A 25,018-nucleotide genomic window follows, 5' to 3' on the forward strand; every position below is an offset into this window, starting at 1 on the left:
CGCGGCGCTGCCGTGCATCAAAGTCGAACGCTATCCGGGCCTGCAGGGCGGCCGCGGCCGACTTCATGTCCTCAAGCTCGCGAAGCTGGTCGATCATCCCGGCACTGTCCGTGCCCGGAAGGATCTCCGACATCATGCGGACTAGGTCCTCGACGGCCACCGGAGCACTGACCGGAACGGCGCCCGCGCGGCTCCCGGCGCGGCCGAAGCCGCCGTCGCCGTCTCCCGCCGGAACCACTTCGGGCCCCTGATTGCCGTCCATGAACCCAGTCTCCCAGAGACCTCCGACAATCTATGCGACAGCTGGAAGGGACCCCGGAAAGCACGATTGGCCGCGGTTGATGCCGCGTTTGTGCAGTCGATTTGTCGTCGCCGGGTTTGGGGAGCTCGACCCTCAGGGTGCGGCCAGCCGGTACACCGACACGTGACTGCGAGATTCCGCGGTGAATTCGCTGTGGTCCCAGTCTGCCCACCTGTACTCCAGCTCAAACCCGGCCATCCGGGCCATGAGATCGAGCTCGCTCGGCCAGACGTATCGGTGGGGTGTCCGTCCGATCCGCGCATCCCGCCCATCCGACAGTTCTGGGCCGAATCGCACATGGTGCGAGATCACGTGCTGGCGGAGCACGTCATACGTGTCGACCAGAAGATACCCGGGCTCACTGACTTCGACTGTGCCGCGGTGTCCGGGTGACAGCGAGCGCAGTTGCGGAACCCAGAGCTCAATAGCGAAGCGCCCGCCACTTGCCAGATGACGGGCAGCGTTCTGGAAACACCGGACCTGTTCGTCCTGCGTCAAGAGGTTGGCGATGGTGTTGAACACCAGGTACGCAAGCGAGAAATTTTCGCCCGCCGCGGCCTCGGTCATGTCGCCCTGAACGACGGGGATGTGGTCCTCGCCGACCTTCTCACGCAGGCGGGAGATCATGGCGTGAGACAGTTCGATGCCGCTGACTTGGACCCCCGCTTCCCAGAGGGGGATGGCGACTCGCCCCGTGCCGATGGCAAACTCAACGGCCGGACCGTTACCCGCCAGCCTTGACAGCACCTCCACAGTGGGGCCCAGTACCTCGGGCGAGAACATTCCCTCTCCGGGCGTGTCGTACTGCTTCGCCGCGTCCTCGTCCCAGAGCTGTTGCTGGTTGATCATCCCGCCACTATCGCACCCCGCTGCGCAGATCAGCTACCATCCGACGCCTTCTGGTCGAGCCAGGGCCCGCTATCCGGCCCCGCCGGGCATGTTGGCTTTGCCGCGAACGTGGTCAACCGAGGCCGGTCGACACCGGGTGGCTCTGCCGGAATCCGCGGCGGTCACCTGATGCGGGCGACTCAGCGGTTGCGGTAGTAGTCCTTCCAGACCAGGCGATGAAGGGGGATCATCCGCGGCAGCGATCTCAGACCAGGGATGAACGGCAGCAGGGTCAGCAACGCGGTCAGCACGAGCATCGTCACAGGCAGCCGCCCAGCTTGAGCGTTGCTGATCCGTGGCGGCCGTCCACTGTGCCAGGGCTTCTGGTGGAGATGGCAGGGTGGACAGCGGAGTGATCACGAAGTCGTTGGCCGTATCCACCGGAAGGCGGACATAGGCTACTCGATTCTCTTTACGCTGCCGGTTCAACTCCACCACCGTCACCTATCCGCAAACAGGGTCCTCCGCCCAGGCCAGGCGCCTGTCCGGGCCTCCGGCCTCCACGCCCGCGTCAATTAGGCTGGAGCCGTGACCCGCCTCATTCTTGCCTCCCAGTCCCCCGCCCGCACCAAGCTGCTCCACAACGCCGGCATCGCCCACGAGGTCCTCGTCTCGGACGTGGATGAGGACGCCGTGCAGGCCCGCTACGGCGTGACGGATCCGCATGACACGGCCCTGCTGCTTGCCCGGGCCAAAGCCGAGGCCGTCGCGTCCCTGCCCGAGGCGGACGGTGCAATCGTGATCGGCTGCGACTCGGTCTTCGAGTTCGACGGCGAAGCCCACGGCAAGCCCTACACAGCCGACATCGCCCGGGAGCGCATGCTGCGCATGAGCGGCAGCATGGGCGTCCTGCACACCGGCCACTGGCTGGTCGACTGCCGCGACACTGACACCGACACAGAAGACGGCGACGGCGACGCGCGCGGCACCGGCGCCACCCTGGGCTCGGTGTCCTCGGCCGAGGTGCACTTCATGGAAATGAGCACCGAGGAAATCGAAACCTACATTGCCACCGGCGAGCCGCTCCAATGCGCCGGCTCCTTCACGATCGACGGCTACGGCGGGGCGTTCATCCGCAAGGTCGACGGCGATCCCCACACCGTCGTCGGGCTCTCCATCTCCACCCTGCGTGCCCTGCTCGGCCAGGCGAACGTGGGGATCACCGAGCTCTGGACCGGCGGGGCCGTGGACCCGGCGGACGTCCGCGCCGAGTAACGACGGAATGGGTGCCGGAGGAAAGACTGAGCGGGCGCGGAGTGAGCCAATTCGCTGCCCTTTGTGGCAACCCTACAAAGGAAGGGCCGTATACGCGCGGAATCCGCAAGTAATATCGGCGGAACCCTCAAAACCGCGCTAGGCTCCCTGAAGGAAAGAAGGAGACGCCTTGTCAGCAAATTCGGAGCAGTCCGCACCCACCGTGCCGGGATCAACGCAGTCATCTACAGCCGCGGGCATCCGCCGGCTGACCAAGGTGCTGATCGCCAACCGCGGAGAAATTGCGGTGCGCATCATCCGCGCCGCCCGCGATGAAGGCATCGCCTCGGTGGCTGTCTACGCGGACCCCGACCGCGACGCGCTGCACGCCCGGCTCGCGGACGAGGCCTACGCGCTCGGTGGCAACACCGCCGCGGAGTCCTACCTGGTGATGGACAAGATCATCGACGTCGCCCGCCAGTCCGGCGCGGACGCCATCCACCCCGGGTACGGGTTCCTGGCCGAGAACGCCGAGTTCGCCGCCAAGGTGATCGATGCCGGCATTACGTGGATCGGCCCCTCCCCCGAAGCGATCTCTGCCCTGGGCGACAAGGTCCAGGCCCGCCACATCGCCGAGAAGGTCGGCGCCCCACAGGTCCCCGGCACCGCCGACCCGGTCGAATCCGCCGAGGAAATCCTCGACTTCGTGGACAAGTTCGGCCTGCCCGTCGCCATCAAGGCGGCCTTCGGCGGCGGCGGACGCGGCATCAAGGTGGCCCGCACCCGCGAAGAGATCCCCGAACTCTTCGAATCCGCCGTGCGCGAGGCCACCGCCGCCTTCGGCCGCGGCGAGTGCTTCATCGAGCGCTTCCTGGACGCCCCGCGCCACGTCGAGACCCAGTGCCTGGCCGATGCCTACGGCAACGTCGTGGTGGTCTCCACCCGCGACTGCTCGCTCCAGCGCCGGAACCAGAAACTCGTCGAGGAAGCCCCGGCCCCGTTCCTCACCGAGGAACAGAACCGCCGGCTCTACGAATCTTCCAAGGCCATCCTCAAGGAGGCCGGCTACCTCGGCGCAGGCACCTGCGAATTCCTCGTCGGCCAGGACGGCACGATCTCCTTCCTCGAGGTCAACACCCGGCTTCAGGTGGAGCACTGCGTCTCCGAGGAAGTCACCGGGATCGACCTCGTCCGCGAACAGTTCCGGCTGGCCCGCGGCGAGGAGCTCGGCTACGGCGACCCGGAAATCCGCGGCCACTCGATCGAATTCCGTATCACCGGCGAGGACCCGGGCCGGAACTTCATGCCCGCCCCCGGCACCATCACGCGACTGTTGAACCCCACCGGTCCCGGTATCCGCGTCGATTCGGGCGTGGAGCAGGGCGATGTCATCAGCGGCAACTTCGACTCCATGCTCTCCAAGCTGATCGTCACCGGAGCCACCCGCGCCCAGGCCCTGCAGCGCTCCCGGCGGGCGCTGGAGGAAATGGTGGTCGAAGGCATCCCCACCGTCATCCCCTTCGACCTGGCGGTGGTTTCCAATCCCGATTTCGCACCGGCCGAGGGCCCCTTCAAGGTCCACACCCGCTGGATCGAGACGGCCTTCGTCAACGACATTCCGGCCTGGACCCCGACCGGCACCGAGGCTGAAGCGACCGACGCCGGTGACCGCCAGCGCGTCGTCGTCGAGGTCGGCGGCAAGCGCCTGGAGGTCGTGCTGCCGGCATCGCTGGGCTCGATCAGCAACGCCGCAGGCGCCAAGCCGGCCAAGGCCAAGAAGCGCACCCGCGGTGGCGGCGCACCCGCGGCCGCAAGCGGCAACGCCCTGACCTCCCCCATGCAGGGGACCATCGTGAAGGTGGCCGTCTCCGAAGGTGACACGGTCGCCGAGGGCGATCTCGTCGTCGTGCTCGAGGCCATGAAGATGGAACAGCCACTCACCGCCCACCGTGCCGGGATCGTCATCGGCCTCGCCGCGGCGGCCGGCGAGACCGTGTCCGCCGGCGCCATCATCGCCATGATCGAGGACGGCGCCGCGGAGTAAGCGGCTCACAGTACGGCGACGGCGGACGGTAAACGCCACTGCCGGTCGCGGGCGCGCCTCTGGCGCCTCCGTGACCGGCCAGTAGAGACTTAGGGTGTGAAGCCATTCCTGCTCCTCGCCTCGCGCGCGGAAGACACCGCCGCCGAGGACGAATACCGCGCCTACCTTCGCTACTGCGGACTCCAGCCGGAGCAGCTGCACAGGATCCGGATGGAAGCCGCCCCGCTGCCCGAGCTGGAACTGTCCGACTATTCGGGCGTCATTGTGGGCGGCAGTCCGTTCACTTCCAGCGACCCTGCCGAGCACAAGAGCGCCACCCAGCACCGGGTGGAGCGCGAACTCGCCGGCCTGCTGGACAGGATCGTGGCCGAGGACTTCCCGTTCCTCGGCGCCTGCTACGGCGTCGGCACCCTTGGACTGCACCAGGGCGCCGTGATCGACCGGACCTACGGTGAAGGGCTCGGCGGCGTCACCATCAAACTGACGGCGGAGGGGCTGCAGGATCCCCTCCTGCGCGGGCTGCCGGAGAGCTTCACGGCGTTCACCGGCCACAAGGAAGCCTGCACCGTGCTGCCCTCCCATGCGGTGCTGCTGGCGAGCTCGGCCGCCTGCCCGGTGCACATGTTCCGGATCAAGACCAACTTGTACGCCACCCAGTTCCACCCCGAGCTCGATGCAGAAGGGCTCGTCACCAGGATCGACATCTACCGCCATGCCGGCTACTTCCCGCCGGAATCGGCCGAAATGCTCATGGCCGACGCCCGGCAGTTCACCGCGACGGAACCGATGAAAATCCTGCGGAACTTCGTGCAGCGCTACGCGCGCTGAGCCCCCCGCCCCCGCGGCCCCCGCCCGCGCGGCCCCCGCCCGCGAACGAAGAAGCCCGGCGTGTTCACTGAACACACCGGGCTTCTCCCGTCAGGAATAGGGAACGGACGTTAGGCCACGTTGTTGGTGTAGTCGAGGTCCCGGGTTTCCTTGCTCACGAACAGGGCGATCAGCGTCAGCACCGCCATGGCGGCGAGGTAGACACCGACCAGCCCGGGGCTGCCCTTCCCCATTTCCCAGAGCCAGACGGCGATGAACGGGGCGACGGCCGCACCCAGGATGCTGGAGAAGTTGTAGCTGATGGCCGAGCCGGTGTACCGGACGTTTGTCGGGAACAGCTCCGGCAGGAGCGCACCCATGGGCCCGAAGGTCAGGCCCATCAGGGAGAAGCCGATGATCAGCAGGGCCATGGTGCCCACGAACCCGGCGCTGAACAGCGGAACGAAGAGCAGGCCGAAGGCGATGATGCCGAAAGTTACAACGATCAGCATCTTGCGGCGGCCGTATTTCTCGGCCAGCGGGCCGGAGACCAGCGTGAAGATACCGAAGAATACGACGCCTGCGATCAGCATCCAGAGGAAGTCGTTGCGGGTGTAGCCCAGGCCCGGGACGAATGCTGCGGCGGCGGCCTCGGTCATCGGCTTGCCGGCCTTCTCTGCTGCGGCCTTCGCGGCGTCCAGGCTGGAGGCCCGGGTGCCGTAGGTCAGCGTGAACGTGGTCATCAGGTAGAAGAGCACGTAGGTGGCGAGCATGATGAACGTGCCCAGGATCAGCTTGCGCCAGCTGGACTTGAAGACCCGGGCGAGCGGCAGCTTGGCGACCTCATTGGATTCGATGACCTTGGTGAAGGCCGGGGTTTCGATCAGCTTGAGCCGGACGTAGAGGCCGATGATCACCATGACGGCGCTGAGCAGGAACGGTACACGCCAGCCCCAGGCCATGAAGGCGTCCGGCGTCAGGGCGTAGCTGAAGACCAGGAAGATCACGTTGGCGATGATGAAGCCGATCGGGGCACCCAGCTGCGGGAACGTGCCGTAGATGGCGCGCTTGTTCGACGGGGCGTTCTCGGTGGCGAGCAGGGCAGCGCCGCTCCATTCGCCGCCGAGCGCCAGGCCCTGGGCGAAGCGCATCACGACCAGCAGGGCCGGGGCCCAGAATTCCCAGCCCGGGACGGTCGCCGTCGGAAGGCAGCCGATCAGGAAGGTGGCAATACCCATCGTCAGCAGCGAGGCCACAAGCGTGCCCTTGCGTCCGAACTTGTCACCGAAGTGGCCGAAGACCACCGAGCCGAGCGGGCGGGCGATGAACGCCACGCCGAACACGGCGAAGGATGCCAGCAGCTGGGTGGTCTCGTTCTGCCCGGGGAAGAAGAGCTTCGGGAAAACGAGCACAGCCGCGGTGGCGTAAACGTAGAAGTCGTAGAACTCGACGGTGGTACCGATCAGGCTGGCGACAATCACGCGGCCGCGCGAATTCACCTGCTTGGTGGGCCCATGCTCCGCGGAGGTTGCAGTGGATGACATGTAGTAACGCTTTCATGAAGACCGGTCGGATATTCCCCTAGAGCCCGATGCCCGGGGCCGCCGGCTAGGGATTCGTATACGTCTGATAATAGGTCCCACCGTCCAGTCAGTGGACAAATAGTCCGTTATTTGGACTTCGTGTCGCCGTCTCACGTGGTGGTCGTCACACCTATTCTCACACCGTCATAAAAGCCCCGATAGGCAAAAGTCACAGCGCGTTAATAAACCGCGTCCGTCCCGGAAACGCGGCGTCCCTACCTTTGAAGGACATCACCCCCCAAGGAGGTCTCCCAAGTGACTGCTGAACGCACCGCCGAAATCGGCACCGCAGAGGTCGGCGCCGCCAGTACCGGCGGCACCCTTACCCTCGACCACCGGCCCGGCCGCTGGATCGCCAACTGGGACGCGGAAAACAAGGAGCAGTGGGAGTCGGCCGGCCGCTCGATCGCCCGGCGCAACCTGAACTGGTCCATCTTCGCCGAGTTCCTGGGCTTCGTGGTCTGGCAGCTGTGGTCGATCGTGGTGGTCCAGCTTCCCTCCGCCGGTTTCAAGTTCTCCACCAACGAGATCTTCTGGCTGATCTCCATGCCAAGCCTCGTCGGCGCCACGCTCCGGATCCCCTACACGTTCATGGTTCCCCGCTTCGGCGGCCGCAACTGGACCATCGTCTCCGCCCTGTTGCTGCTGATCCCGACGATCGGTCTGGGCCTGTGCGTCGCCAACCCGGCCACCCCCTTCGGCGTCATGTTGTTCGTGGCCGCGCTGGCCGGATTCGGCGGCGGCAACTTCGCCAGCTCCATGGCGAACATCACCTTCTTCTACCCCGCACGGGAAAAGGGCTGGGCCCTGGGCCTGAACGCCGCCGGCGGAAACCTCGGTGCCGCCGTCGCGCAGCTGGCCGTCCCGATCGCCATCACGCTGCTGGCAGCCGGCAGTGTGAACCTGCCCGTCGCAGGGTTCATGTGGGTTCCGCTGATCCTGCTGGCGGCCTTCGGTGCCTGGAAGTACATGGACAACCTCACCAGCGCCAAGGGCGACGTCGCAGGTTCGCTGGCCGCGATCAAAGAGCCGCACCTGTGGATCATGGCGCTGCTGTACATCGGCACCTTCGGCTCCTTCATCGGCTTCGCCGGCGTCTTCCCAAAGCTCATCAAGGACTACTTCCCGGCATTCTCCTCGATCTCCGTCGGCGCCGTGGCCCTGTCCCTGGCCTTCCTCGGCCCGCTGGTCGGATCCCTGGCCCGCCCCTACGGCGGGCGCATGGCAGACCGGATGGGCGGCGCCCGCATGACCGTCGCAGCCTTCGCCGCCATGGCCGTCATCACCCTCACCATGCTCTGGACCCTGCCGCTGAAGAACTTCTGGCTCTTCCTCTTCCTGTTCCTGCTCCTCTTCACCGCCAGCGGCTTCGGAAACGGCGCCACCTACCGCATGATCCCGATCATCTTCGCCACCTCCAGCCGGGCCGCCCGCTCCGGGGCCAGCACGTACACCACCCAGCGGCTCGCGTCCTCGGCCCTCGGCCTGATCTCCGCCATCGGCGCCTACGGCGGATTCATCATCCCCCAGGTCCTCAACGCCTCCAACACGGCCAGCGGCTCCTACACCTCGGCGTTCTACGGATTCGTGGGGGCCTACGTCCTGATGCTGGCGGTCTGCTGGTTCTGCTACATCCGCAACGCCAACCGAAACGCGATGGGACACGTCTAACATGACCAAAAGCGCCGACACGCACTGCCCTTACTGCGCCCTGCAGTGCGCCATGACGCTCACATCTCCAGCGGCTCTGACCCCGGCTGTCCAGCCGGGGTCAGACCCCGTACCGGCCACGCCGGCGCCCGACACCGCCCCCACGTCCGCGCCGCTCCTGACAGTCGCCGGACGCGACTTCCCCACCAACCGCGGCGGCCTGTGCCGCAAGGGCTGGACCTCCGCCTCGCTGCTGGACCACCCGGGCCGTGTCACGGAGCCCCTGCTGAAGGGCGCCGACGGCGTCCACCACCCGGTCAGCTGGGACGAGGCCCTCACGCGGATCGTCTCCGCCGTAAAGCGGGCCCGCCTCGAGCACGGGGCTGACGCCGTCGGCGTGTTTGGCGGCGGCGGCCTCACCAATGAGAAGGCCTACCAGCTGGGCAAGTTCGCCAGGCTGGCTTTGGGCACCTCACGGATCGACTACAACGGGCGGTTCTGCATGTCCTCGGCCGCCGCGGCCGGCATGCGCGCCTTCGGCCTGGACCGCGGGCTCCCGTTCCCGCTCGCGGACCTCGACACCGCCAGCACCATCCTGATGCTCGGCTCCAACGTTGCCGAGACCATGCCGCCCTTCGTCCAGCACCTCCAGGGGGCCCGCGACGCCGGCGGGCTGATCGTCGTCGACCCCCGACGCTCCGCCACCGCCTCGTTTACGTCCGACGGCGGCGGGCTGCACCTGCAGCCGTTGCCCGGCACCGACCTCGCCCTGCTCCTGGGCATCTCCCACGCGGTGATCCACGAGGGCCTCGCCGACGCCGGATACATCGCGGACCGGACCACCGGCTACGACGCCGCGCTCCGCAGCGTCGCCAGCTTCTGGCCCGAACGGGTCCAGTCGATCACCGGCGTGCCCGCCGGGCTGATCCGGGAAACCGCCCGGCGGCTGGCCGACGGCGCCCGCAAGGGCGGCAGCTACATCCTGACCGGCCGCGGCGTCGAACAGCACGTGGACGGCACGGACACGGCCACGGCCGCCATCAATCTCGCCCTGCTGCTGGGCCTGCCGGGCTCCGCGCGCAGCGGCTACGGCACGCTCACCGGCCAAGGCAACGGCCAGGGCGGCCGCGAACACGGCCAGAAGGCGGACCAGCTCCCCGGCTACCGGAAGATCACCGACCCCGCCGCACGCGCCCACATGGCCAGGGTCTGGGGCGTACCCGAACCCCTGATTCCCGGCCCCGGCCTCCCCGCCGTCGAACTCCTGAAGTCCCTGGGACAGCCCGACGGCGTCCGGTGCCTCTTCGTGCACGGCGCCAACGTGGCGGTGTCCGCCCCGGATGCGAACGCCGTGATCGCGGGCCTGCGCAGCCTGGACTTCCTGGTGGTGTGCGACTTCTTCCTCTCCGAGACCGCCGCCGAGGCGGACCTGGTCCTGCCGGTGACCCAGTGGGCCGAGGAAGAAGGAACCCTGACCAACCTCGAAGGCCGCGTGCTCCGCCGCCGCCGGGCCCTCACTCCCCCGCCCGGTGTCCGCAGTGAGCTGTGGATCATGACCCGGCTGGCCGAAATGCTGCACGCGCCCTCCACCTTCAGCGCGGATCCGGAAACGGTGTTCGAGGAGCTCCGGCTCGCGTCCTCCGGCGGCCTGGCCGACTACTCCGGGATCGACTACGCCATGCTGGACCGCGGCGAGGCCGCCTACTGGCCCTACCCCGCCGGAAGCACGGGCACGCCGCGGCTCTTCCTGGACGCCTTCGCCCACGCGAACGGCCGGGCCGTGTTCACACCGGTGACGCCCCGGCGTCGTTCTTCCTCTTCGGGCTCCACGTCCGCGGCGGAACGCCGGGCGGACCAGCGGGCCGACCGCGCCTCCGCCGATCGTCTCGGCACGCCGATGACCCTCATCACCGGCCGCCTGATGGAGCACTACCAGTCCGGGGCGCAGACCCGCCGGGTGGCCGCCCTGGCCGAGGCCCAGCCGGAGGCGCGGCTGCAGCTCCACCCCGCCGCGGCCGCCGCCCAGGGGATCGCCGACGGCGATTACGTCTCGATTTCCAACGAACGCGGAGTGGTCAGCTGCCGTGCCGAGCTGAGCACGGATATCCGCCCGGAGACGGTGTTCCTGCCGTTCCATTTCCCGGAGCTCGGGAGCGCCAACCGGCTCACCGAGGCGGCCACGGACCCCATTTCCGGGATGCCGGAGTTCAAGACCAGCAAGGTGTGGATTCGGCCGGCAGTTTCCCTGGATCCCTTGGCCGGCAATCACAGCGGTGTTCAAGCCCGTGTTCTTCAAGCAGAGGAGACCTCATGACTGAGCGGATTGTGGTGGTGGGCTTCGGGCCCGTCGCGGCGAGGCTGATTGACGAGCTGCTGCCGGCCGTGCGCAGCGGCATCGCACACCTGACGGTGATCGGTGAAGAGTCCGAGGCGGCATACAACCGCGTGCTGGTGGCGGATCTTGGCGTCGGCCGGACGACACCGGCCGCGCTGGCCCTCGCGGATGCGGCGGCACTGGTGGCCGACGGCGTCGATGTCCGGCTGGGCGTCCGTGTCCGCCGTGTGGACCGCGCCCGGCAGCGGGTTTTGTTGAGCGACGGCACCTCGCCCGGCTACGAGCGGCTCGTTTTCGCCACCGGTTCACGGCCGGTCATCCCCAACCTGACCGGGCTCAACCCGGACCCGGCCGCTCCGGTGTTGCCGCCGGGCGTGACCGCCCTGCGCGATCTCCGCGACGCGTCCGTGCTCCACTCGGCAGTGGCGGGAGGCAAGCGAGTAGTGGTCCTGGGCGGCGGCGTGCTGGGCCTGGAGACGGCCCTGGCCGCGGCCGAGGAAGGCGCCACGGTGACTGTGGTGCACAACGGCCCGCATCCCCTGGGCCGGAACATCGACCGCGGCGGCGGCGCCGTGCTCGCGGCCTCCCTGCGGAACTGCGGCGTGCGGGTGGCCGGCAACGCCCGCTCGGTCGGCGTCGAACACAACGCGCCCGACGGCGGCTTCTCGGCTTTGCTGCTGGACGACGGTTCCGCGATCGACGGCGACCTCCTGGTCCTCTCCTGCGGTGTCCGGCCGCGGACCGAACTGGCGGAGGGCTGCGGGCTGTCCACCGGTGCCGGGATCCTGGTGGACCACAAGCTCCGTGCCCACCACGAGCCCCACATTTTCGCGATCGGCGACTGCGCGGAGGTCCGCTGCCCGGACCCCGAGTGTGTGGAGTGCCGGACGGCGCGCGGCCCGTCCGGGCTGGTCGGCCCGGGCTGGCGGCAGGCCGAATGGCTCGCCGACTACCTGACCCTGCTGGCGTCCGGCGCCACGGCCGACGCGGAAGCTTTGCCGTCTCTGCCGGCGGAACTGCCGGGCGTGATCGTGCTCAAGGCCCGCGGCATGAACATGGCCGTGGCCGGGGACGTGTCCGCAGACCCGTGGGACGAGGAAGCCCTGACGGCCGGGGCAGTGAACGGCCGGGCCCGGCTGCAGATCGCCCAGTGGGCCGATCCCGAGCACGGCCGCTACGTCAAGATGACCACCCGCGCCGGCGTTCTGGAAGGGCTGGTGGCCGTGGGCATGCCGCGCACCTCGGCCGAGTTGGTGCAGCTCTTCGAGCGCGGTGCCGAACTGCCCGCCGACCGGTCGCTGCTCCTGCGCCTGGACGGACCGGACCAGCTCGCTTCCGCAGGTGCCGCCGACCCCGCCCGGACGGTCTGCCGGTGCGCCGGCGTCAGCGGAACGGCCATTGCTTCTGCCGTCTCCGAGGGCTGCGGGACTGTGCCCGAGGTATCGGCCTCCACCCGCGCCGGCACGGGCTGCGGCGGCTGCCACGACGACATCAGGGGCATCATCGAGGCCCACTTTCAAGGGGCGGCTGCCTGAGGTGTGAAGGGCAGCGTCAATCTTTTTCCTGACGGGCGCCCCGATTTAGGTACCGAGCGGCCACGCCTTGAGTAGTCGGCGCGCCGTCCCGTTGTTGCCGAGGTGGTACACCGCCACACTCGCAGGGTGCACGTCGAACGCATCGAATGCGGCGGCTTCGATCCCTTTCAGGTCGGCCAGGGTGGCGAAGCCAACGGTGATGTGAGGGACGTACGCTGCACCGATCTGCGCTGGCACAAAGCCCTCGACCCAGTCGATTGTGGTCTGGCTGATGTCGGGATCGTCTGCATCGATCACGAATGCTGCCGCCGTTCCTCCGGACTCGACATACGGCGAGACAGCGGCAAGGAGCCGCGCCTGGTAGTCCAGCACGGCGGCATTGGGCTGGATCTGCAGCACAGCGAGACCTTGTCCAGGGACACCCCAGTCGGCGTGGCGTATGGCTATGGCGCGCAACTGCAAGGCTGACACGTCAGTCTCGGCGATAGTCTTCTCGACGGCGTCGTACACCCCGTCCAGGTCGGCGGTGCGCACGAACCGCTGCAGGGTGGTGATGTGGGGCGCGTGCATAGTGTCGAGCGCGAAGCCGTCCGGGACGCTGCGCAGCATGCGCGCATTGAGCGCCCGGGCCCGCGCCAGCGCGGCCTCGTCCGGGTTGATCAGGATGTCGATGGCTGTCAGTTCGGTCATGGGTGTCGCTCCCTCCCTCAGGGTGCCGCGGCCAGGTCGGACTCAGAAGATCGTGGTCCAGTCATCCTTCATGCTCACCACAGTCCAGCCGAGTTCCTTAGCTTTCGCCAGCGACTTCTCCGCGGCCGTCGTGTACTCGTATTCGCGGTCGCCGTCGTCGTGGTTGAGCAGCAGCGCAAACTTTGAGGACGCGAGCATCTCGATGTCGACGTCGGCGTTCCCACCGGCGAACACCGGCAGCCGCCCGGTCTGGGCGTAGATATGCGCCGGCTTCCCGGGCCCAAGCGCCAGCCCGCCGAGCATCCGGTCGGTCCGCACGATGGCACCATTGGTGTACTCGTAGTCCGATGCTGACCCGATGACGTGCTCCCTGGGAATCCCCCAGGTCTCCTCGGCGAACACCCGCATGAAGTCCCGACCACCGCCAGAGCAGACGAAAACCCGGAAATCGTGGCCCTTGAGGTAATCGAAGAGCTCGAGCATGGGCCGGTAGACCAACGCCGTGTAGCCGAGCCTGAATCTGGGTTGTTTGCCGGTGTCGACCCAGTCCCGCACCTCAGCGTCGAACGCCGCCGGGGTCGTGCCCGCCCACGAGTGCGCCACAGCACCCTCCAATGAGGCCACAACCTCGGGGTCCTGGGTCACCAGGCCGGCGAAGAACTCCTCGTCGTGCTCCACGATCGCCTTGTACGGCTGCTGGCTCGCCAACGTCGGATCGGCACTGACGGCCGCAGACCACGCGCGCAGGAGAAAGTCGAACTGCGGCGGCGCCGGCTTCTCGACCCACAACGTTCCGTCGTTATCGAACGTCGCAATCCGGTCCGCGACAGCAACGAAGTCGGGACCTTCTGACGTCGCCCTGCTTACGAAGTCCAGCACCTCGGCCTTGGCGGCGCCCTCGTTCCAACTTGCCAGGATGCTCTCACTCATTCAAAAACTCCTATCCAATGGAAGCTGCAGCCCGGTCCCCCAGTACATGCCCTGGGTCAGGATGGTCGGCCCGCCCGGCTTGGAGTGACGCTTCTGGTGGATGAGCGCCCGTTCTTCAGGGTCGTGCCGTCGCTGTCCCCGCGTCCGGGAAACCCGCGCTTCGTGTCGTGGCGGGCAAGGTTATCGGCGAACGGAAGGGCCGCTTCAGAGCTGGCAGAACTCGTCATGAGAGTCCAATCAAGCGTCGATGGCTCGCGAGACATTTAGGCAGTGCAGGTCAGCAGGCTGTGCGTACTGTGAGGTTACTCCTCACAACTTTTGCGCGCCATCGTGCGGGAGTGCGGGTCAGGGATTCTGCAGCACTCGATAAATTTCTCGGGCGAGTCAGCGCATTCGGCAGCGGCTGCGCCTGGCCCGGACGACGCAACGGGGCGGCCGCGTTGCCCCGGTGTGGGCCACGGCACGGCAGGGTCTTACTGCGCTGCGCTGTCGAAGTTCTTCTGCCACTGGGCGTGCTCGCGGCCGGCTTCCAACCGGCGGTTCGCAGTCCACCGGGGCAGATATGCGGGCGCGGGCAGCTCACGGGAAGGCTTGGACTTGGCCGTGGGTTCAGGCCGGATCTGCACAGGCTTGTTTCTGGGACAGGTCTGGAGCGGCTTGGCCACAGGCCGGGTCTGGACGGGCTTCCGTGGGTAGCTCGGCCGCGTGTCGGCCGCGCGGTGCCTCATCAAGGCCACAAGCGCCCAAATGACGAGTCCTGTCAAGGTGAGTTGCCAGTAAGTGACCAGTATCCCGATGACGACCAAAATTAGAAATAGAGCGGGGATCCACATGGCGACATTATGCCTACGCGGCACGCCCGGAGGTAGAGGCCTTACTCCCCCGATTACACACAGCGGCGCTCGAGGAAAACCGGCCCACCCGAACAGAACTCCAAGCTGGGCTGGCCATCATCCTAGAGAGCCCCGACCAGCCGTGAGGGCTCTGGCCAGTTCCGCTCCGCTAAGGCTAGGCGGCCTTCCAAGCCACACCGGAATGACCACATACCGGGGAGCGCAGAAACTGCTGAAGCACAGTCCACGAAACAATTTTCTGATGGGCTCGTAAGTGCTCAAGGGTGCCAAACATCCCGGGCTTGTCGGTGGAACCGTGTGCTCACCTCGTGGCCTTGGCCGAAAGTGGATTACTGCCAAACGATCTTCGGTAGCCGCGATCGATTCAGGGCATTCTCGTTGCCACTCACCCGGCTCAAGAGCACAATGTCAGAATCAGGGTCTGCCCAATGGATAGTGAGCCGCTATGGACCAGGAAAAAGTCCCCGCGACCCTGCGTGAATCTGAAACGCGCAACGGAACACCAAAATCCAACCCATACCGGCTGCTGTGGCTCCCGCTACTCCGCAAGGGGTGGCTTATCGTTGGCGGTTTAGCGGTGGTCGTGGGTCTTATCGGCGGCCTGATGCAATTGGGGCAGTCGCTATCAGCTCGGCCGGGTGACGTAAGCACTCTGACTATCCAGGCTAAGGGCTCCACTTACCAGGGAGCCTACGCAGTACCAGTGGACGCACCCTTCGAAGACTTTCCACAAGACTTGGTCCCGGTACCGGAATCCCTCGGCCTGCCGGCGTCCGCTGATTTGAAGGTGTGCAGCGAGGAACAACATCAATGGCTGAAGCGACACGGCACGCGGTTCGTGACAAGTCTGAAGATCAGTCTGCGGAACAACGCACAGTCGGGCGGTATCACGGTGCGTGACTTCAAAACCAGCGGTGAAGTCAAAAGAAGTGCAACTCCGCTCGTTGAGGTCGACTGCGTGCTCCCCATCGGAGGCGCAGTCCTGAGCCAGTATGGAAATCTGCGCACTGACAACCGCTCTAGTGCCACTTGGAGTAGCAGTACAGAGGCCAACCCTGACGCCAATGCCGAGGGATCTCCGGTCGTGTATGACCTTGCAGCCGGTGAATCCGCCGAGCTTGAACTTGTCTTTGACGCGATCGGTGATTTTTCGGGCTCCATTGAAGCGACTGTTCTCGCCGAGAACAAAGCGTCGATTGTCAGGATCGACGTCAGTCCTGAGAGCGAAGCTGGTAGGGATGACCGTATCTTTGTCCCGAATTTCGACCAGACTCGTGACATTCAGATCGGAATCGGCGCGGATGACTATGACCCGGAGCAGCCAGGGAAACCCTTCTCTTGGGAGGGCAAGCGCTACAGCGCAGCAGAACTGAAGGCGCTGCTCTCAACCTTGGTCAACTTCCAACGTTTGCCGCGGCAGTAGTCGCAGCCAGCTTGACATCCTTCCCGGCTCCGCAAGATTTGCTTCGATGCGTCTTCTGATTGGGCAGCCCGGAGGTCAGGGCACTCAGCAATTCCGCTAGCCCCGAAGCGGGCCTTTCTCCCCTTGGCACGGCCGAGGGGCGGGGATGCAATGAACGTAGGTTCCGTTCAGCCGCAGGAGGCATCCCATGAACGTCCCGGTCATTTTGGCGCTCGGCGCGATCATTGTGTTCGCCGTCGTGATGGGTGTTGTCATGTCCCGCGAAAAGGATCCGCAGCGGCGGGCGGCCGCGCTGACGCGCACCGGAGCGGCCGTCATGGCGGCGTTCACCGTCATCGGCGGAATCTTCATCGGCGGGTTCGCGATGCAGGACCCAGGCGGAACAACCGGAATGCTGATGACGCTCGCCTGGGTGGTGCCGATGCTCATCCTCGCGGTCTCGGCCTGGTTCTGGCCGGCGGCAACCGCTCCCCTGCTGCTCGCCCTCGCTTCTGCCTTCATTGCCGCGTGCGTGTGGCTCGCCTTCGACCCCGCTGCCCTGAGCGCCTTCCTCAGTGACAACGGCCCCGTCATCGCCGTCAGCGTGCTCGCGCTGGCTTTCCCGGCCGCCGTTCTCGGCCTGAAAGTTACCGCACTGGCCGGCTGGCTGCTGGTGGCCCTGGGGATACTGCCGCTGTTGATCACGATCATCGGAAGGTCGGGCGCGGTCGGATCGCTGATCGCGGCCAGCCTGGTTCCCCTGGCCTGCGGGATCGCCTATCTGCTGTCCGTCCGGATGGCCCGTGCCGGTTCGACGTCGGGAACGATTCACCCGGCGGCCGCCTGAGACTGCCATGCCGCCCGACAAACCCGGCCGCGTAACGCAAATCGGGCCACGGGCAAACGGCGGGTAGCATCGGGCCATGAGCGCCGACGACGACGACATCACCGAAGAGCTGCTGGCTGACGCCGGGAAACTAACCGGGCTGAGCCTGGAACTGCTCGGGCTCGACCCGCACCCGGACGACATGACGGCCGAGCAGCGGCTCCAGTTTGATCCCGAGGACCTGGCCGAGATGGCCGCCGTTTCCCCGGACGACCGGCGCAAAACCGTGGGCCAGACCCGCCTGCTGGCCGGTCTCCTGTGGAACTCGGCGAGCATCCTCATCGACCAGCTGTTCCGCGATCTCGGCACGATCAGCGCTCTGGATGCAGTCACGCCGGCCGACATCGCCGGGACCTCGGTCCTGTCCTCGCTGCCGCCGCAGTTCGCCGCCGGTTACGACGCGAAATTCACCCAGAAGTTCATCGTGGTCGCAGCCGACGTCACGGCGTGCCTGGTCAGGGGCTGGACCGCCCCCGGCTGCCTCGCGGCGGAACTCGCCGTGCGCTGCCTGCTCGATCAGGCGGAAATCACCGAGGACATCTACGAACTCGACCTCCCGGACGACTGGCGGGCCGCCGTCGAGGAAGTCCTGCTGGAGGACGCCGAAAGTGACGCACTGTACTCCGACGGCGACGGCCCCCGCAACGGCGGCGCTGACGGCGACGGCGGCGGGAGCCTGGCTTTCGAGCACTGGTTCCGGCCCTTTGCCCCCGGCGACGCCGTTCCGCCCTACGCCTACTCCTGAGCCCTACTTCTGGCTTCCTGGCTCGGCCAACTGGGCCAGGAAGTCCTCCGTGAAGCGCCGGACGCCGTCCCATTCGGTGTAGACATAGTCACGGGACGTGTCCGTGTCCAGGGAGCCCTTGTCGCTGGCGATCTTCTTCATGACGTGCTTCTTGATGAACCCGTAGTGGGTATAGAGCACGGCGCCGGCGAACAACCCGACGTGCGCGGGCCGCCACCCCGTGTCCTGCTCAAACTTCTCCACATAGCCCTCCGCGGTGTGCTCGTCTCCGTGGGCGGCCATGCTCACCGAAACCAGGGCCGAAGGCAATCGTTCGAGCTCAGCGAGGTTCTTCTTGACGAAGTCCGCGACGGACCCCTCGTGCTTGCCCACGTGCACCGAGGCCGCCACGATCACGCCGTCGTAGCCGCCCGGAAGAGGGTTTGGGAAATGCTTGAGGTCCGCCGTCTCCGCCTGGTGCCCGTTCGCCCGGACCACCTCGGCGATGTACTCCACGATATGGGCGGTTTGTCCTTCAACGGTCCCGTAGGGGATATAGATTTTGGCCATGTTCCAGTGTGGGAGCCGTGCGGGTCGGCATCGTAGGGTCTAAGGCCCCCGCACGGCGATGCACCAGACTGCTGAAAACGAAGAATCCCTGCCCGGATTCCCGGCCAGGGATTCTTCGCTCATCGGAAGCGCGCTAGTAGCCGGATGGCTGGTCGAACCGCTGGCCGGCCGGGTTGGACTGCAGGATAGTCATCACCAGCAGCGCCAGGCCGCCGAGGAACGGCACAAGGACCAACAGGATCAGCCAGGCGCTCAGGTTCACGTCATGCAGACGCCGGGCCAGCAGGGCCAGGGACGGAACGATCGTCCCGAGGCCCCAAATGACAGCAAGGATCAACCCGATAATGGCACCGGGTCCTGTCACGGCGGCTCCGGACGCATTAGTCGTCGTGCCGGTGCTCGTGATGATGTTGATGACTATCCCGACGATGAGGGACACCAGCGCCCACCACCAGTACTCGCTGCGGCTGGCCCGGCCGGAGAAGGTGGCGTACTTCTTGAAAAATCGCTGGACGGCCTGCTGGAGGGTAGCCCCATAGAGCGGCGCCCAAAGCGGCGTCCCTCCGGTCTGGGGCGGAAATGCATTCGGTTGCTGCGGATAACTCATGTAGTCCCCTTGGATGAGTGCGAATGACGAGATTCATCCTAGGGCCGCCGGCACACAGGAATGCCTGTTGGGCGGCGAGAATTTACACCCCGTTCATCCGTGCAGGTGCACGTTCCCAGCTGGCTGTCGCGCCTCGGGACTTTCAACGCACCGTCCTAACCTCCCGGTTGGAACACGGATGAGCCGATCATGAAGATGCCGCGCTGCGGGATCCAGAAGTCCCCGAGCCTGTCCTGGACAGGAAGGGCCGCGGCCTGTCCCAGGCTTCGGCCCAACAGGTGTGCTGTGCTTTCGCGGACAATCCACATCCGGCGCGGGCGCGCACCGAAGCTTTGCCCGTTGGGCACCCTGCCCGTCAACCCGATGTGCCCCGCCCCCAGCACCGGGCCGGCGACAGCCCCCATGGCCCGCAGGAACGTCCGGCTGCGCCACAACCGGTCCGGAACGGCACCGGACACCGCCGACAGGAGCCGGGTGACCGGGGTCGCCGCCAGCGTCAGGTCCCAGCTCAGGTCTACCCCCTCCCCGACTTCCACGGTGAAGGAGTAGCCGTCGCGCCACCGGATGGAGATCCCGCCCGTCGAGACGGCTCCGAGGGCGCTGCCGAAGTAGCGGGGGCACGAGAACCCGGGGTCGGTGGTGCTGTGCATCGTCCAGATGCCCGCAGGGTCACGGATCCAGACCGAGCTGTAGCCCGGGCCGACGGAGGAGGCCGGAAAATGCCGCAGGGCCAGGATGTGGCCGGAGCTGAACGGAACGCCCATCACGCCGTAGCCGGCAAAACGTTCCTCCGGGCCGGAGGGCAGCCCGGGGTGCTGTTCCACGGAGTCAACAACGGCGCGTGGACTCTGCATGGCTACGGCCTCCGTCTTAGCAGCAGGACTACATGTGGACGTGGAGCCGCCGGGCCGCTTCGGAGATGGAGCCGCTCAGCGACGGGTACACCGTGAAGGTGCTGGCGACGTCGTCGACGTGCAGTTTTTGGGTGACGGCGAGGGAGATCGCGAAGATGAGCTCGGAGGCGTTCGGGCCTACCACCACCCCGCCGATCACGGTGCCGGATCCCTTGCGGGCGAAGATCTTGACGAAGCCGTCGCGGTGGTTGCGCATCTTGGCGCGGGCGTTGCTGCGCAGGGACAGTTTGATGACGTCGGCCTGGTACTTGCCCGAATCAATCTCGGCCTCGGAGACGCCCACGTTCGCAATCTCGGGCGAGGTGAAGATGTTGGATGCGACCTGGTGCAGCTTCAGGGGCATGACGCTGTCGCCCAGGAAGTGCGCGATCGCGATCCGGCCCTGCATCGCGGCCACGGAGGCGAGTGCCAGCACGCCGGTGCAGTCGCCCGCGGCGTAGATGTTCGGCGCAGTGGTGCGCGAGACGCCGTCGACCTTAATGTGGCCGCTCTCGGTCAGCGCGACGCCGGCTTCCTCCAGGCCGATGCCGGCCGTGTTGGGGATGGAGCCGACGCAGACCAGGCAGTGGCTGCCGGTCACCTTCGAACCGTCGCCGAGGGTGACCACGACGCCGTCGTCCGTGCGCTCGACGGTCTCGGCACGGGCGCGGGAGAGCACCTTCAGGCCGCGGCGTTCGAAAACGCCCTCGAGGACCTCGGCGGCGTCGGTGTCCGAGCCCGGCAGGACGCGGTCGCGGCTGGAAATCAGGGTGACCTTGGAACCCAGGCCGTTGTAGGCCGAGGCGAATTCCGCGCCCGTGACGCCGGAACCCACCACGATCAGCTCTTCGGGGAGTACGTCCATGTTGTAGATCTGGGCCCAGTTGAGGATGCGCTCACCGTCCGGGCGGGCCGTGGGCAGCTCGCGCGGGTGGGCTCCGACCGCCAGCAGGATGGTGTCGGCTTCCACCGTCTCGGTACCCTCGGAAGTGAGGACCTCGATGGTGTGGTTGTCCAGCAGCCTGCCGGAGCCGATCAGGATGCGGACGTTCTGGTGTTCCAGCCCGACCTGGATGTCCTCCGACTGCTTCCGCGCCAGCCGCAACAGGCGGTCGTTGATGTGCTTGAGGTCCGCGCGCATCGTGGGAGTGCAGTCGCCGCCGTCGAGGTCAAATTTAACGCCGAGCTCGCCGGCCTCGCCGACGCGGGTCATAAGGTCTGCCGTCGCGATCAGGGTTTTGGACGGAACGACGTCGGTCAGCACCGCGGATCCGCCCAGCCCCGCACGCTCGATGATGGTGACTTGCGCCCCCAGCGAGGCGGCGACCATGGCGGCTTCGTAGCCACCGGGTCCTCCGCCGAGAATTGCGATACGGGGTGAGCTGAAGTCAGGATGCGTAGTCACAATCAACCATTGTCCACCATCCGAACCGGAGCCACCAAGAATCCGGGCCACCGCGGGTCCGGCCGCGCATGCTGGGCAGCGGGCCCCGGCCGCGATAACTTGTACCGGTGAGTACAACAGAATTCCTGAACACGGACCCTTTCGACGCCGCCCGCGCCGCCGCCGACTACATCGCCGAAGAGACGGGTGTCGACTCCCATGACGTCGCGCTGGTCCTCGGCTCGGGCTGGGGCGACGCCGCCGAGCTCATCGGCGAGACCACCGCCACCTTGTCCGCCGCCGAAATCCCCGGCTTCTCCGCGCCGTCAGTGGTGGGGCACGTGGGCACCATCCGTTCGGTCCTGACCAAAGAGGGCAAGCGGGCCCTGGTCCTGGGCGCACGCACGCACTACTACGAGGGCAAGGGCGTCCGCTCCGTGGTGCACGGCGTGCGCACCGCCGCCGCCGCCGGCTGCAAGACCCTCGTGCTGACCAACGGCTGCGGCGGGCTCAACGAAAACTGGGCACCCGGCACGCCGGTGCTCATCAGCGACCACATCAACCTCACCGCCACCTCCCCGCTGGAAGGGGCCACGTTTGTCGACTTGACGGACCTGTACTCCGCACGGATCCGCGGGCTGGCCCGCGAGGTGGACCCGTCGCTGGACGAGGGCGTCTACGCCCAGTTCACCGGCCCGCACTACGAGACACCCGCCGAGGTGCAGTACGCCAAGCGGATCGGCGCGGACCTGGTGGGCATGTCCACCGCACTCGAGGCCATCGCCGGCCGCCACGCGGGCATGGAGGTCTTCGGCATCTCGCTCGTGACCAACCTCGCCGCCGGTATCAGCCCCGTGCCGCTGAGCCACGAAGAAGTCCTCGAGGCCGGCCAGGCCGCCGGGCCGCGCATTTCCAAGCTGCTCGCAGAGATCATCGCCAAGCTCTGATCTGGGCCGAATCCAGGCTCTGGGGCCAGAGTGGCCCCCGCGACAGGTCCTGGACTACCCGGCTGCGGCTATTCCGCGGCCAGGTAGTCCAGGACCTTTGCCTTGTCCGCCGGGAACCGCCGCTCCATCGAGTCCGCGATCCCGGCGATGCTCTGGCGCGCCAGCGCCTGCCGCCACGCGAGTTCGGCCTGGCGCATGGTCTGGGAAATGAGGCACGTCCGCGCGAAGTTCTCCTGCCGGTCCGGCTCCGGGACATTCCCGAGGATCGCCTCGCACCGGAAAGCCGGCTCCTGGCCCTCCAGCGCCAGCACGATGTCCAGCACGGTGATGTTTTCGGGCCGGCGCGCTAAAAGAAATCCGCCGCGGGGACCCGATACCGAGTCCAGGACGCCGGCCCGGACCAGCGACTGAAACTGCTTGTTGAGGTAGGCGGCCGGGAGTTTGTAGTACTCGGCCAGCCGGGCGCTGTTCACCGGTTCACCGGGCGGTGTCCAGGCCATGTTGACGCAACTGTGCACGGCCCATTCGATCCCACGGCCCATCTTCATATTCCAGACGCTACGTGTCCGGAAATTTGGGTGTCAAGGTCCCGCGAAGGGTCCCGAGATGGAACTGAAACCCGAACTCTCGATTGTCTGGGCAGGAATCGCCCACGTTTGGCGATAGTTTGGTTCCATGACGTCTTCTGATGCCGAACTCGCCCGACTCCTGAGCGATGCCCGCGATTGGGCAAGCCAGGACCCGGACCCCGCCACCGCTGCTGCCCTCTCCGAACTGATCCGCCTCACCGACGGTGGCGTGGCCGCGGCCCGCCAGGAACTGGCCGACAGCTTCAGCGGCACCCTCCAGTTCGGCACCGCCGGACTGCGGGCGGCCCTCGGCCCGGGTCCAAACCGGATGAACCGCGTGGTGGTCCGCCGCGCCGCGGCCGGTTTCACCGCCTTCCTCACCAACGCCGTCGAACAGGTCTCCCCCGGCACCCGGCCCCGCGCCGTCGTCGGCTACGACGCCCGCTACAACTCCGATATTTTCGCCCAGGAAACCGCCGCAATCCTTACCGCGGCCGGGGTTGAGACCTTCCTGATGCCGGCCGCGCTGCCCACCCCGCTGCTCGCCTATGCCGTGCGGGCGCTGGACTGCGACGGCGGCGTCATGGTCACCGCCAGCCACAACCCGCCGCAGGACAACGGCTACAAGGTGTACCTCGGCCGTCATGCCGTCGAGGAGAGCGGCCGCGGCGCCCAGATCGTGGCACCTTACGACGCCCTGATAGCGGCGAAGATCGACGCCGTCGGCGCCCTGGATTCCATCGTTCTGGCCGCGGACGGGTGGACCGTGCTGGCGCCCTCTATCGCGGCCGACTACCAGCGCGCCGTCGCAGCCCTGGCGGTTCCTGAGCACTTCCCGGCCCGCGAGCTGAAGATTGTCCTGACCCCCATGCACGGCGTGGGCGGGGAAACGGCCGTCGCGGTGCTGAACGCCGCCGGATTCGACGACGTCACGCTAGTCACCGAACAGGCGCAGCCGGATCCGGACTTCCCCACGGTGAACTTCCCCAACCCTGAGGAACCGGGGGCGCTGGATCTGGCCCTCGAGGCGGCGACACGCACGGACGCCGACATCGTGATCGCCAACGACCCCGACGCCGACCGGGCAGCCGTGGCGGCGAAGGACCCTGACACCGGAGCGTGGCGCATGCTGCGCGGCGACGAGGTGGGCGCCCTGCTCGGGGCCCACGTCGTGGCGCGTCAGGCGGCCGCCGGCGAAGCGCCGGCCGGCGTGTTCGCCAACTCGATTGTCTCGTCCCGGCTGCTGGCGCGGATCGCGGCCGCGGCAGGCTACGCCCACGAGGAAACCCTGACCGGCTTCAAGTGGATTGCCCGGGTGCCTGGGCTGGTCTACGGCTACGAGGAGGCGCTGGGCTACTGCGTTGCTCCGTCGCTGGTGCGCGACAAGGACGGCATTTCGGCCGCGGTCCTCATCGCCGAACTCGCGGCGGCCGCAAAGGCCGAGGGCAAGACGATCTTTGACACCCTGGACGAGCTGTACCTGGTGCACGGGCTGCACGCGAGCGACCAGCTCAGCATCCGGGTGGCGGACCTCGGCCTGCTGGACGCGATGATGAACCGGCTGCGCGTCAGCCCGCCGGAATCGTTCGGCGGCTCCGCCGTCGAGGCCGTCACGGACCTTGCCGAGGGCAGCGAACTCCTCCCGCCCACCGAGGGCCTGCTGTACCTGACCCGGGACCTCAGCCGCGTCATCATCCGTCCCAGCGGCACGGAACCGAAGCTCAAGTGCTACCTGGAAGTCATCCGCAGTGTCGGCTCGGCCGCCGAGCTTCCGGCAGCCCGGGACGAGGCCCGCACGGCTCTGGACGGCGTTCTTGCGGACGTCCGCGAGGCACTGGGCCTCTAGAGCTGCACCTCAATGTACCCGCCCACAATCCGGGTACCGAAGGTGGGGAGGCGGAGTTCCGGGCCGCCGAGGCATTCCCCGGTGGCGAGGTCGTAGACCTCCTTGTGCAACGGCGATGCCACCGTGGGCCGGTCCCCGCGGGATCCGGTGATGCCGCGTGCCATGACGTGCGCCCCGGTGGCCGGGTCTTCCTGTGCGACGGCGAAAACCTCACCGGACAGGGTGCGGAACAGTGCCACCTGGCGGCCCGCAATCAGTGCCGCCTCGCCCCAGGCGGGTTCCAGGTCCGCCACGGCGCACACCCGGTGCCAGCCGGCTGCGGCTCCAGTAATTTGGTCCTCAACGTCGTGTACGGCGGTTTCAAGTACGGCGGTCATCC

Annotated in this window: 22 protein-coding genes and 1 pseudogene; 11 read left to right on the forward strand and 12 right to left on the reverse strand. The window is 67.1% G+C overall.

The window, feature by feature from the left end; genetic code table 11:
* The 3 genes and pseudogenes from C566_RS21430 to C566_RS23345 all read right to left on the reverse strand — a co-directional run.
* Positions 1–262: pseudogene (locus tag C566_RS21430) on the reverse strand (HNH endonuclease); the annotation flags it as partial.
* A 132-nt stretch (positions 263–394) separates the two neighbouring features.
* Positions 395–1,150 (reverse strand): class I SAM-dependent methyltransferase, encoded by a 756-nt coding sequence (locus C566_RS0112155; RefSeq protein WP_018774618.1) that lies wholly within the window; start codon positions 1,148–1,150, stop codon positions 395–397.
* Between the two features lie 179 nt (positions 1,151–1,329).
* Positions 1,330–1,452 (reverse strand): hypothetical protein, encoded by a 123-nt coding sequence (locus tag C566_RS23345; RefSeq protein ID WP_269210544.1) that lies wholly within the window; start codon positions 1,450–1,452, stop codon positions 1,330–1,332.
* 265 nt (positions 1,453–1,717) lie between these two features.
* Between C566_RS23345 and C566_RS0112165 the strand changes: the two genes are divergently transcribed.
* The 3 genes from C566_RS0112165 (at position 1,718) to C566_RS0112175 (ending at position 5,255) form a co-directional block, all read left to right on the forward strand.
* The gene (locus tag C566_RS0112165; protein WP_018774620.1) at positions 1,718–2,404 is read left to right on the forward strand and encodes a Maf family protein; all 687 of its coding nucleotides are present in this window, start codon (positions 1,718–1,720) and stop codon (positions 2,402–2,404) included.
* A gap of 169 nt (positions 2,405–2,573) precedes the next feature.
* Positions 2,574–4,427, forward strand: a complete 1,854-nt coding sequence (locus C566_RS0112170) for an ATP-binding protein (protein ID WP_018774621.1) — start codon at positions 2,574–2,576, stop codon at positions 4,425–4,427.
* A gap of 96 nt (positions 4,428–4,523) precedes the next feature.
* Entirely contained in the window at positions 4,524–5,255 is a 732-nt protein-coding gene (locus C566_RS0112175; protein WP_018774622.1) for a glutamine amidotransferase, read from the forward strand.
* 110 nt (positions 5,256–5,365) lie between these two features.
* Here the strand turns inward: C566_RS0112175 and C566_RS0112180 are convergent, their stop codons facing one another.
* Positions 5,366–6,778 (reverse strand): MFS transporter, encoded by a 1,413-nt coding sequence (locus C566_RS0112180; RefSeq protein WP_018774623.1) that lies wholly within the window; start codon positions 6,776–6,778, stop codon positions 5,366–5,368.
* A gap of 318 nt (positions 6,779–7,096) precedes the next feature.
* Here C566_RS0112180 and C566_RS0112185 point away from each other — a divergent pair, with 318 nt between their 5' ends.
* From C566_RS0112185 to C566_RS0112195, 3 genes are read left to right on the forward strand one after another with little or no spacing between them, the layout of a single operon-like run.
* The gene (locus C566_RS0112185) at positions 7,097–8,488 is read left to right on the forward strand and encodes an MFS transporter (protein ID WP_442852621.1); all 1,392 of its coding nucleotides are present in this window, start codon (positions 7,097–7,099) and stop codon (positions 8,486–8,488) included.
* 1 nt (position 8,489) lies between these two features.
* Positions 8,490–10,781 (forward strand): molybdopterin oxidoreductase family protein, encoded by a 2,292-nt coding sequence (locus C566_RS0112190; protein ID WP_018774625.1) that lies wholly within the window; start codon positions 8,490–8,492, stop codon positions 10,779–10,781.
* Positions 10,778–12,337, forward strand: a complete 1,560-nt coding sequence (locus C566_RS0112195; protein ID WP_018774626.1) for an FAD-dependent oxidoreductase — start codon at positions 10,778–10,780, stop codon at positions 12,335–12,337. Before C566_RS0112190 ends, C566_RS0112195 begins: the two co-directional genes overlap by 4 nt.
* Positions 12,338–12,382: 45 nt before the next feature.
* Here the strand turns inward: C566_RS0112195 and C566_RS0112200 are convergent, their stop codons facing one another.
* Both C566_RS0112200 and C566_RS0112205 read right to left on the reverse strand, forming a co-directional pair.
* A complete protein-coding gene (locus tag C566_RS0112200; RefSeq protein ID WP_018774627.1) occupies positions 12,383–13,027 on the reverse strand; it encodes a hypothetical protein in 645 nt (214 codons plus the stop codon).
* Positions 13,028–13,069: 42 nt separating this feature from the next.
* The gene (locus C566_RS0112205; protein WP_018774628.1) at positions 13,070–13,957 is read right to left on the reverse strand and encodes an HAD family hydrolase; all 888 of its coding nucleotides are present in this window, start codon (positions 13,955–13,957) and stop codon (positions 13,070–13,072) included.
* Between the two features lie 1,299 nt (positions 13,958–15,256).
* Between C566_RS0112205 and C566_RS0112215 the strand changes: the two genes are divergently transcribed.
* The 3 genes from C566_RS0112215 to C566_RS0112225 all read left to right on the forward strand — a co-directional run bounded on the left by C566_RS0112215 (position 15,257) and on the right by C566_RS0112225 (position 17,844).
* Positions 15,257–16,234 (forward strand): hypothetical protein, encoded by a 978-nt coding sequence (locus C566_RS0112215; protein ID WP_018774630.1) that lies wholly within the window; start codon positions 15,257–15,259, stop codon positions 16,232–16,234.
* A 187-nt stretch (positions 16,235–16,421) separates the two neighbouring features.
* Positions 16,422–17,060 (forward strand): hypothetical protein, encoded by a 639-nt coding sequence (locus tag C566_RS0112220; RefSeq protein ID WP_018774631.1) that lies wholly within the window; start codon positions 16,422–16,424, stop codon positions 17,058–17,060.
* A 76-nt stretch (positions 17,061–17,136) separates the two neighbouring features.
* Positions 17,137–17,844 carry a hypothetical protein gene (locus C566_RS0112225; protein ID WP_018774632.1) on the forward strand — a complete coding sequence of 236 codons (708 nt, stop codon included), beginning with the start codon at positions 17,137–17,139 and terminating at the stop codon, positions 17,842–17,844.
* A gap of 3 nt (positions 17,845–17,847) precedes the next feature.
* Here the strand turns inward: C566_RS0112225 and C566_RS0112230 are convergent, their stop codons facing one another.
* The 4 genes from C566_RS0112230 to C566_RS0112245 form a co-directional block, all read right to left on the reverse strand.
* The gene (locus C566_RS0112230; RefSeq protein WP_018774633.1) at positions 17,848–18,393 is read right to left on the reverse strand and encodes a flavodoxin domain-containing protein; all 546 of its coding nucleotides are present in this window, start codon (positions 18,391–18,393) and stop codon (positions 17,848–17,850) included.
* Between the two features lie 133 nt (positions 18,394–18,526).
* Positions 18,527–19,000 (reverse strand): DUF805 domain-containing protein, encoded by a 474-nt coding sequence (locus C566_RS0112235; RefSeq protein ID WP_018774634.1) that lies wholly within the window; start codon positions 18,998–19,000, stop codon positions 18,527–18,529.
* Between the two features lie 155 nt (positions 19,001–19,155).
* Positions 19,156–19,854 (reverse strand): hypothetical protein, encoded by a 699-nt coding sequence (locus tag C566_RS0112240; RefSeq protein WP_018774635.1) that lies wholly within the window; start codon positions 19,852–19,854, stop codon positions 19,156–19,158.
* A 28-nt stretch (positions 19,855–19,882) separates the two neighbouring features.
* On the reverse strand, positions 19,883–21,298 hold the full coding sequence (locus C566_RS0112245) for an NAD(P)H-quinone dehydrogenase (RefSeq protein ID WP_026266637.1): 1,416 nt from the start codon (positions 21,296–21,298) through the stop codon (positions 19,883–19,885).
* Positions 21,299–21,405: 107 nt separating this feature from the next.
* Here C566_RS0112245 and C566_RS0112250 point away from each other — a divergent pair, with 107 nt between their 5' ends.
* Complete coding sequence (locus tag C566_RS0112250; protein ID WP_018774637.1) at positions 21,406–22,224, forward strand: purine-nucleoside phosphorylase; 819 nt, start codon at positions 21,406–21,408, stop codon at positions 22,222–22,224.
* A 68-nt stretch (positions 22,225–22,292) separates the two neighbouring features.
* Here C566_RS0112250 and C566_RS0112255 read toward each other — a convergent pair whose 3' ends face one another.
* Entirely contained in the window at positions 22,293–22,772 is a 480-nt protein-coding gene (locus C566_RS0112255; protein ID WP_018774638.1) for an RrF2 family transcriptional regulator, read from the reverse strand.
* 127 nt (positions 22,773–22,899) lie between these two features.
* Between C566_RS0112255 and C566_RS0112260 the strand changes: the two genes are divergently transcribed.
* Positions 22,900–24,639, forward strand: a complete 1,740-nt coding sequence (locus C566_RS0112260) for a phospho-sugar mutase (protein ID WP_018774639.1) — start codon at positions 22,900–22,902, stop codon at positions 24,637–24,639.
* Here C566_RS0112260 and nirD read toward each other — a convergent pair.
* The gene (gene nirD, locus C566_RS0112265; RefSeq protein ID WP_018774640.1) at positions 24,636–25,016 is read right to left on the reverse strand and encodes a nitrite reductase small subunit NirD; all 381 of its coding nucleotides are present in this window, start codon (positions 25,014–25,016) and stop codon (positions 24,636–24,638) included. The genes C566_RS0112260 and nirD overlap by 4 nt on opposite strands.
* Between the last annotated feature and the right edge of the window lie 2 nt (positions 25,017–25,018).

Source organism: Arthrobacter sp. 131MFCol6.1 (assembly GCF_000374925.1).
In the GTDB taxonomy this organism is placed as follows: Bacteria; Actinomycetota; Actinomycetes; order Actinomycetales; family Micrococcaceae; genus Arthrobacter.

Excerpts from the sequence above, each read along its gene's own strand:
- C566_RS0112220 (WP_018774631.1), top strand. The coding sequence starts at position 16,422 with ATGAACGTCCCGGTCATTTTGGCGCTCGGCGCGATCATTGTGTTCGCC.
- C566_RS0112235 (WP_018774634.1), bottom strand. The coding sequence starts at position 19,000 with ATGAGTTATCCGCAGCAACCGAATGCATTTCCGCCCCAGACCGGAGGG.
- C566_RS0112230 (WP_018774633.1), bottom strand. The coding sequence starts at position 18,393 with ATGGCCAAAATCTATATCCCCTACGGGACCGTTGAAGGACAAACCGCC.
- C566_RS0112200 (WP_018774627.1), bottom strand. The coding sequence starts at position 13,027 with ATGACCGAACTGACAGCCATCGACATCCTGATCAACCCGGACGAGGCC.
- C566_RS0112190 (WP_018774625.1), top strand. The coding sequence starts at position 8,490 with ATGACCAAAAGCGCCGACACGCACTGCCCTTACTGCGCCCTGCAGTGC.
- C566_RS0112155 (WP_018774618.1), bottom strand. The coding sequence starts at position 1,150 with ATGATCAACCAGCAACAGCTCTGGGACGAGGACGCGGCGAAGCAGTAC.
- C566_RS0112180 (WP_018774623.1), bottom strand. The coding sequence starts at position 6,778 with ATGTCATCCACTGCAACCTCCGCGGAGCATGGGCCCACCAAGCAGGTG.
- C566_RS0112205 (WP_018774628.1), bottom strand. The coding sequence starts at position 13,957 with ATGAGTGAGAGCATCCTGGCAAGTTGGAACGAGGGCGCCGCCAAGGCC.
- C566_RS0112225 (WP_018774632.1), top strand. The coding sequence starts at position 17,137 with ATGAGCGCCGACGACGACGACATCACCGAAGAGCTGCTGGCTGACGCC.
- C566_RS0112195 (WP_018774626.1), top strand. The coding sequence starts at position 10,778 with ATGACTGAGCGGATTGTGGTGGTGGGCTTCGGGCCCGTCGCGGCGAGG.
- C566_RS0112255 (WP_018774638.1), bottom strand. The coding sequence starts at position 22,772 with ATGAAGATGGGCCGTGGGATCGAATGGGCCGTGCACAGTTGCGTCAAC.
- C566_RS0112260 (WP_018774639.1), top strand. The coding sequence starts at position 22,900 with ATGACGTCTTCTGATGCCGAACTCGCCCGACTCCTGAGCGATGCCCGC.
- C566_RS0112215 (WP_018774630.1), top strand. The coding sequence starts at position 15,257 with ATGGACCAGGAAAAAGTCCCCGCGACCCTGCGTGAATCTGAAACGCGC.
- C566_RS0112240 (WP_018774635.1), bottom strand. The coding sequence starts at position 19,854 with ATGCAGAGTCCACGCGCCGTTGTTGACTCCGTGGAACAGCACCCCGGG.
- nirD (WP_018774640.1), bottom strand. The coding sequence starts at position 25,016 with ATGACCGCCGTACTTGAAACCGCCGTACACGACGTTGAGGACCAAATT.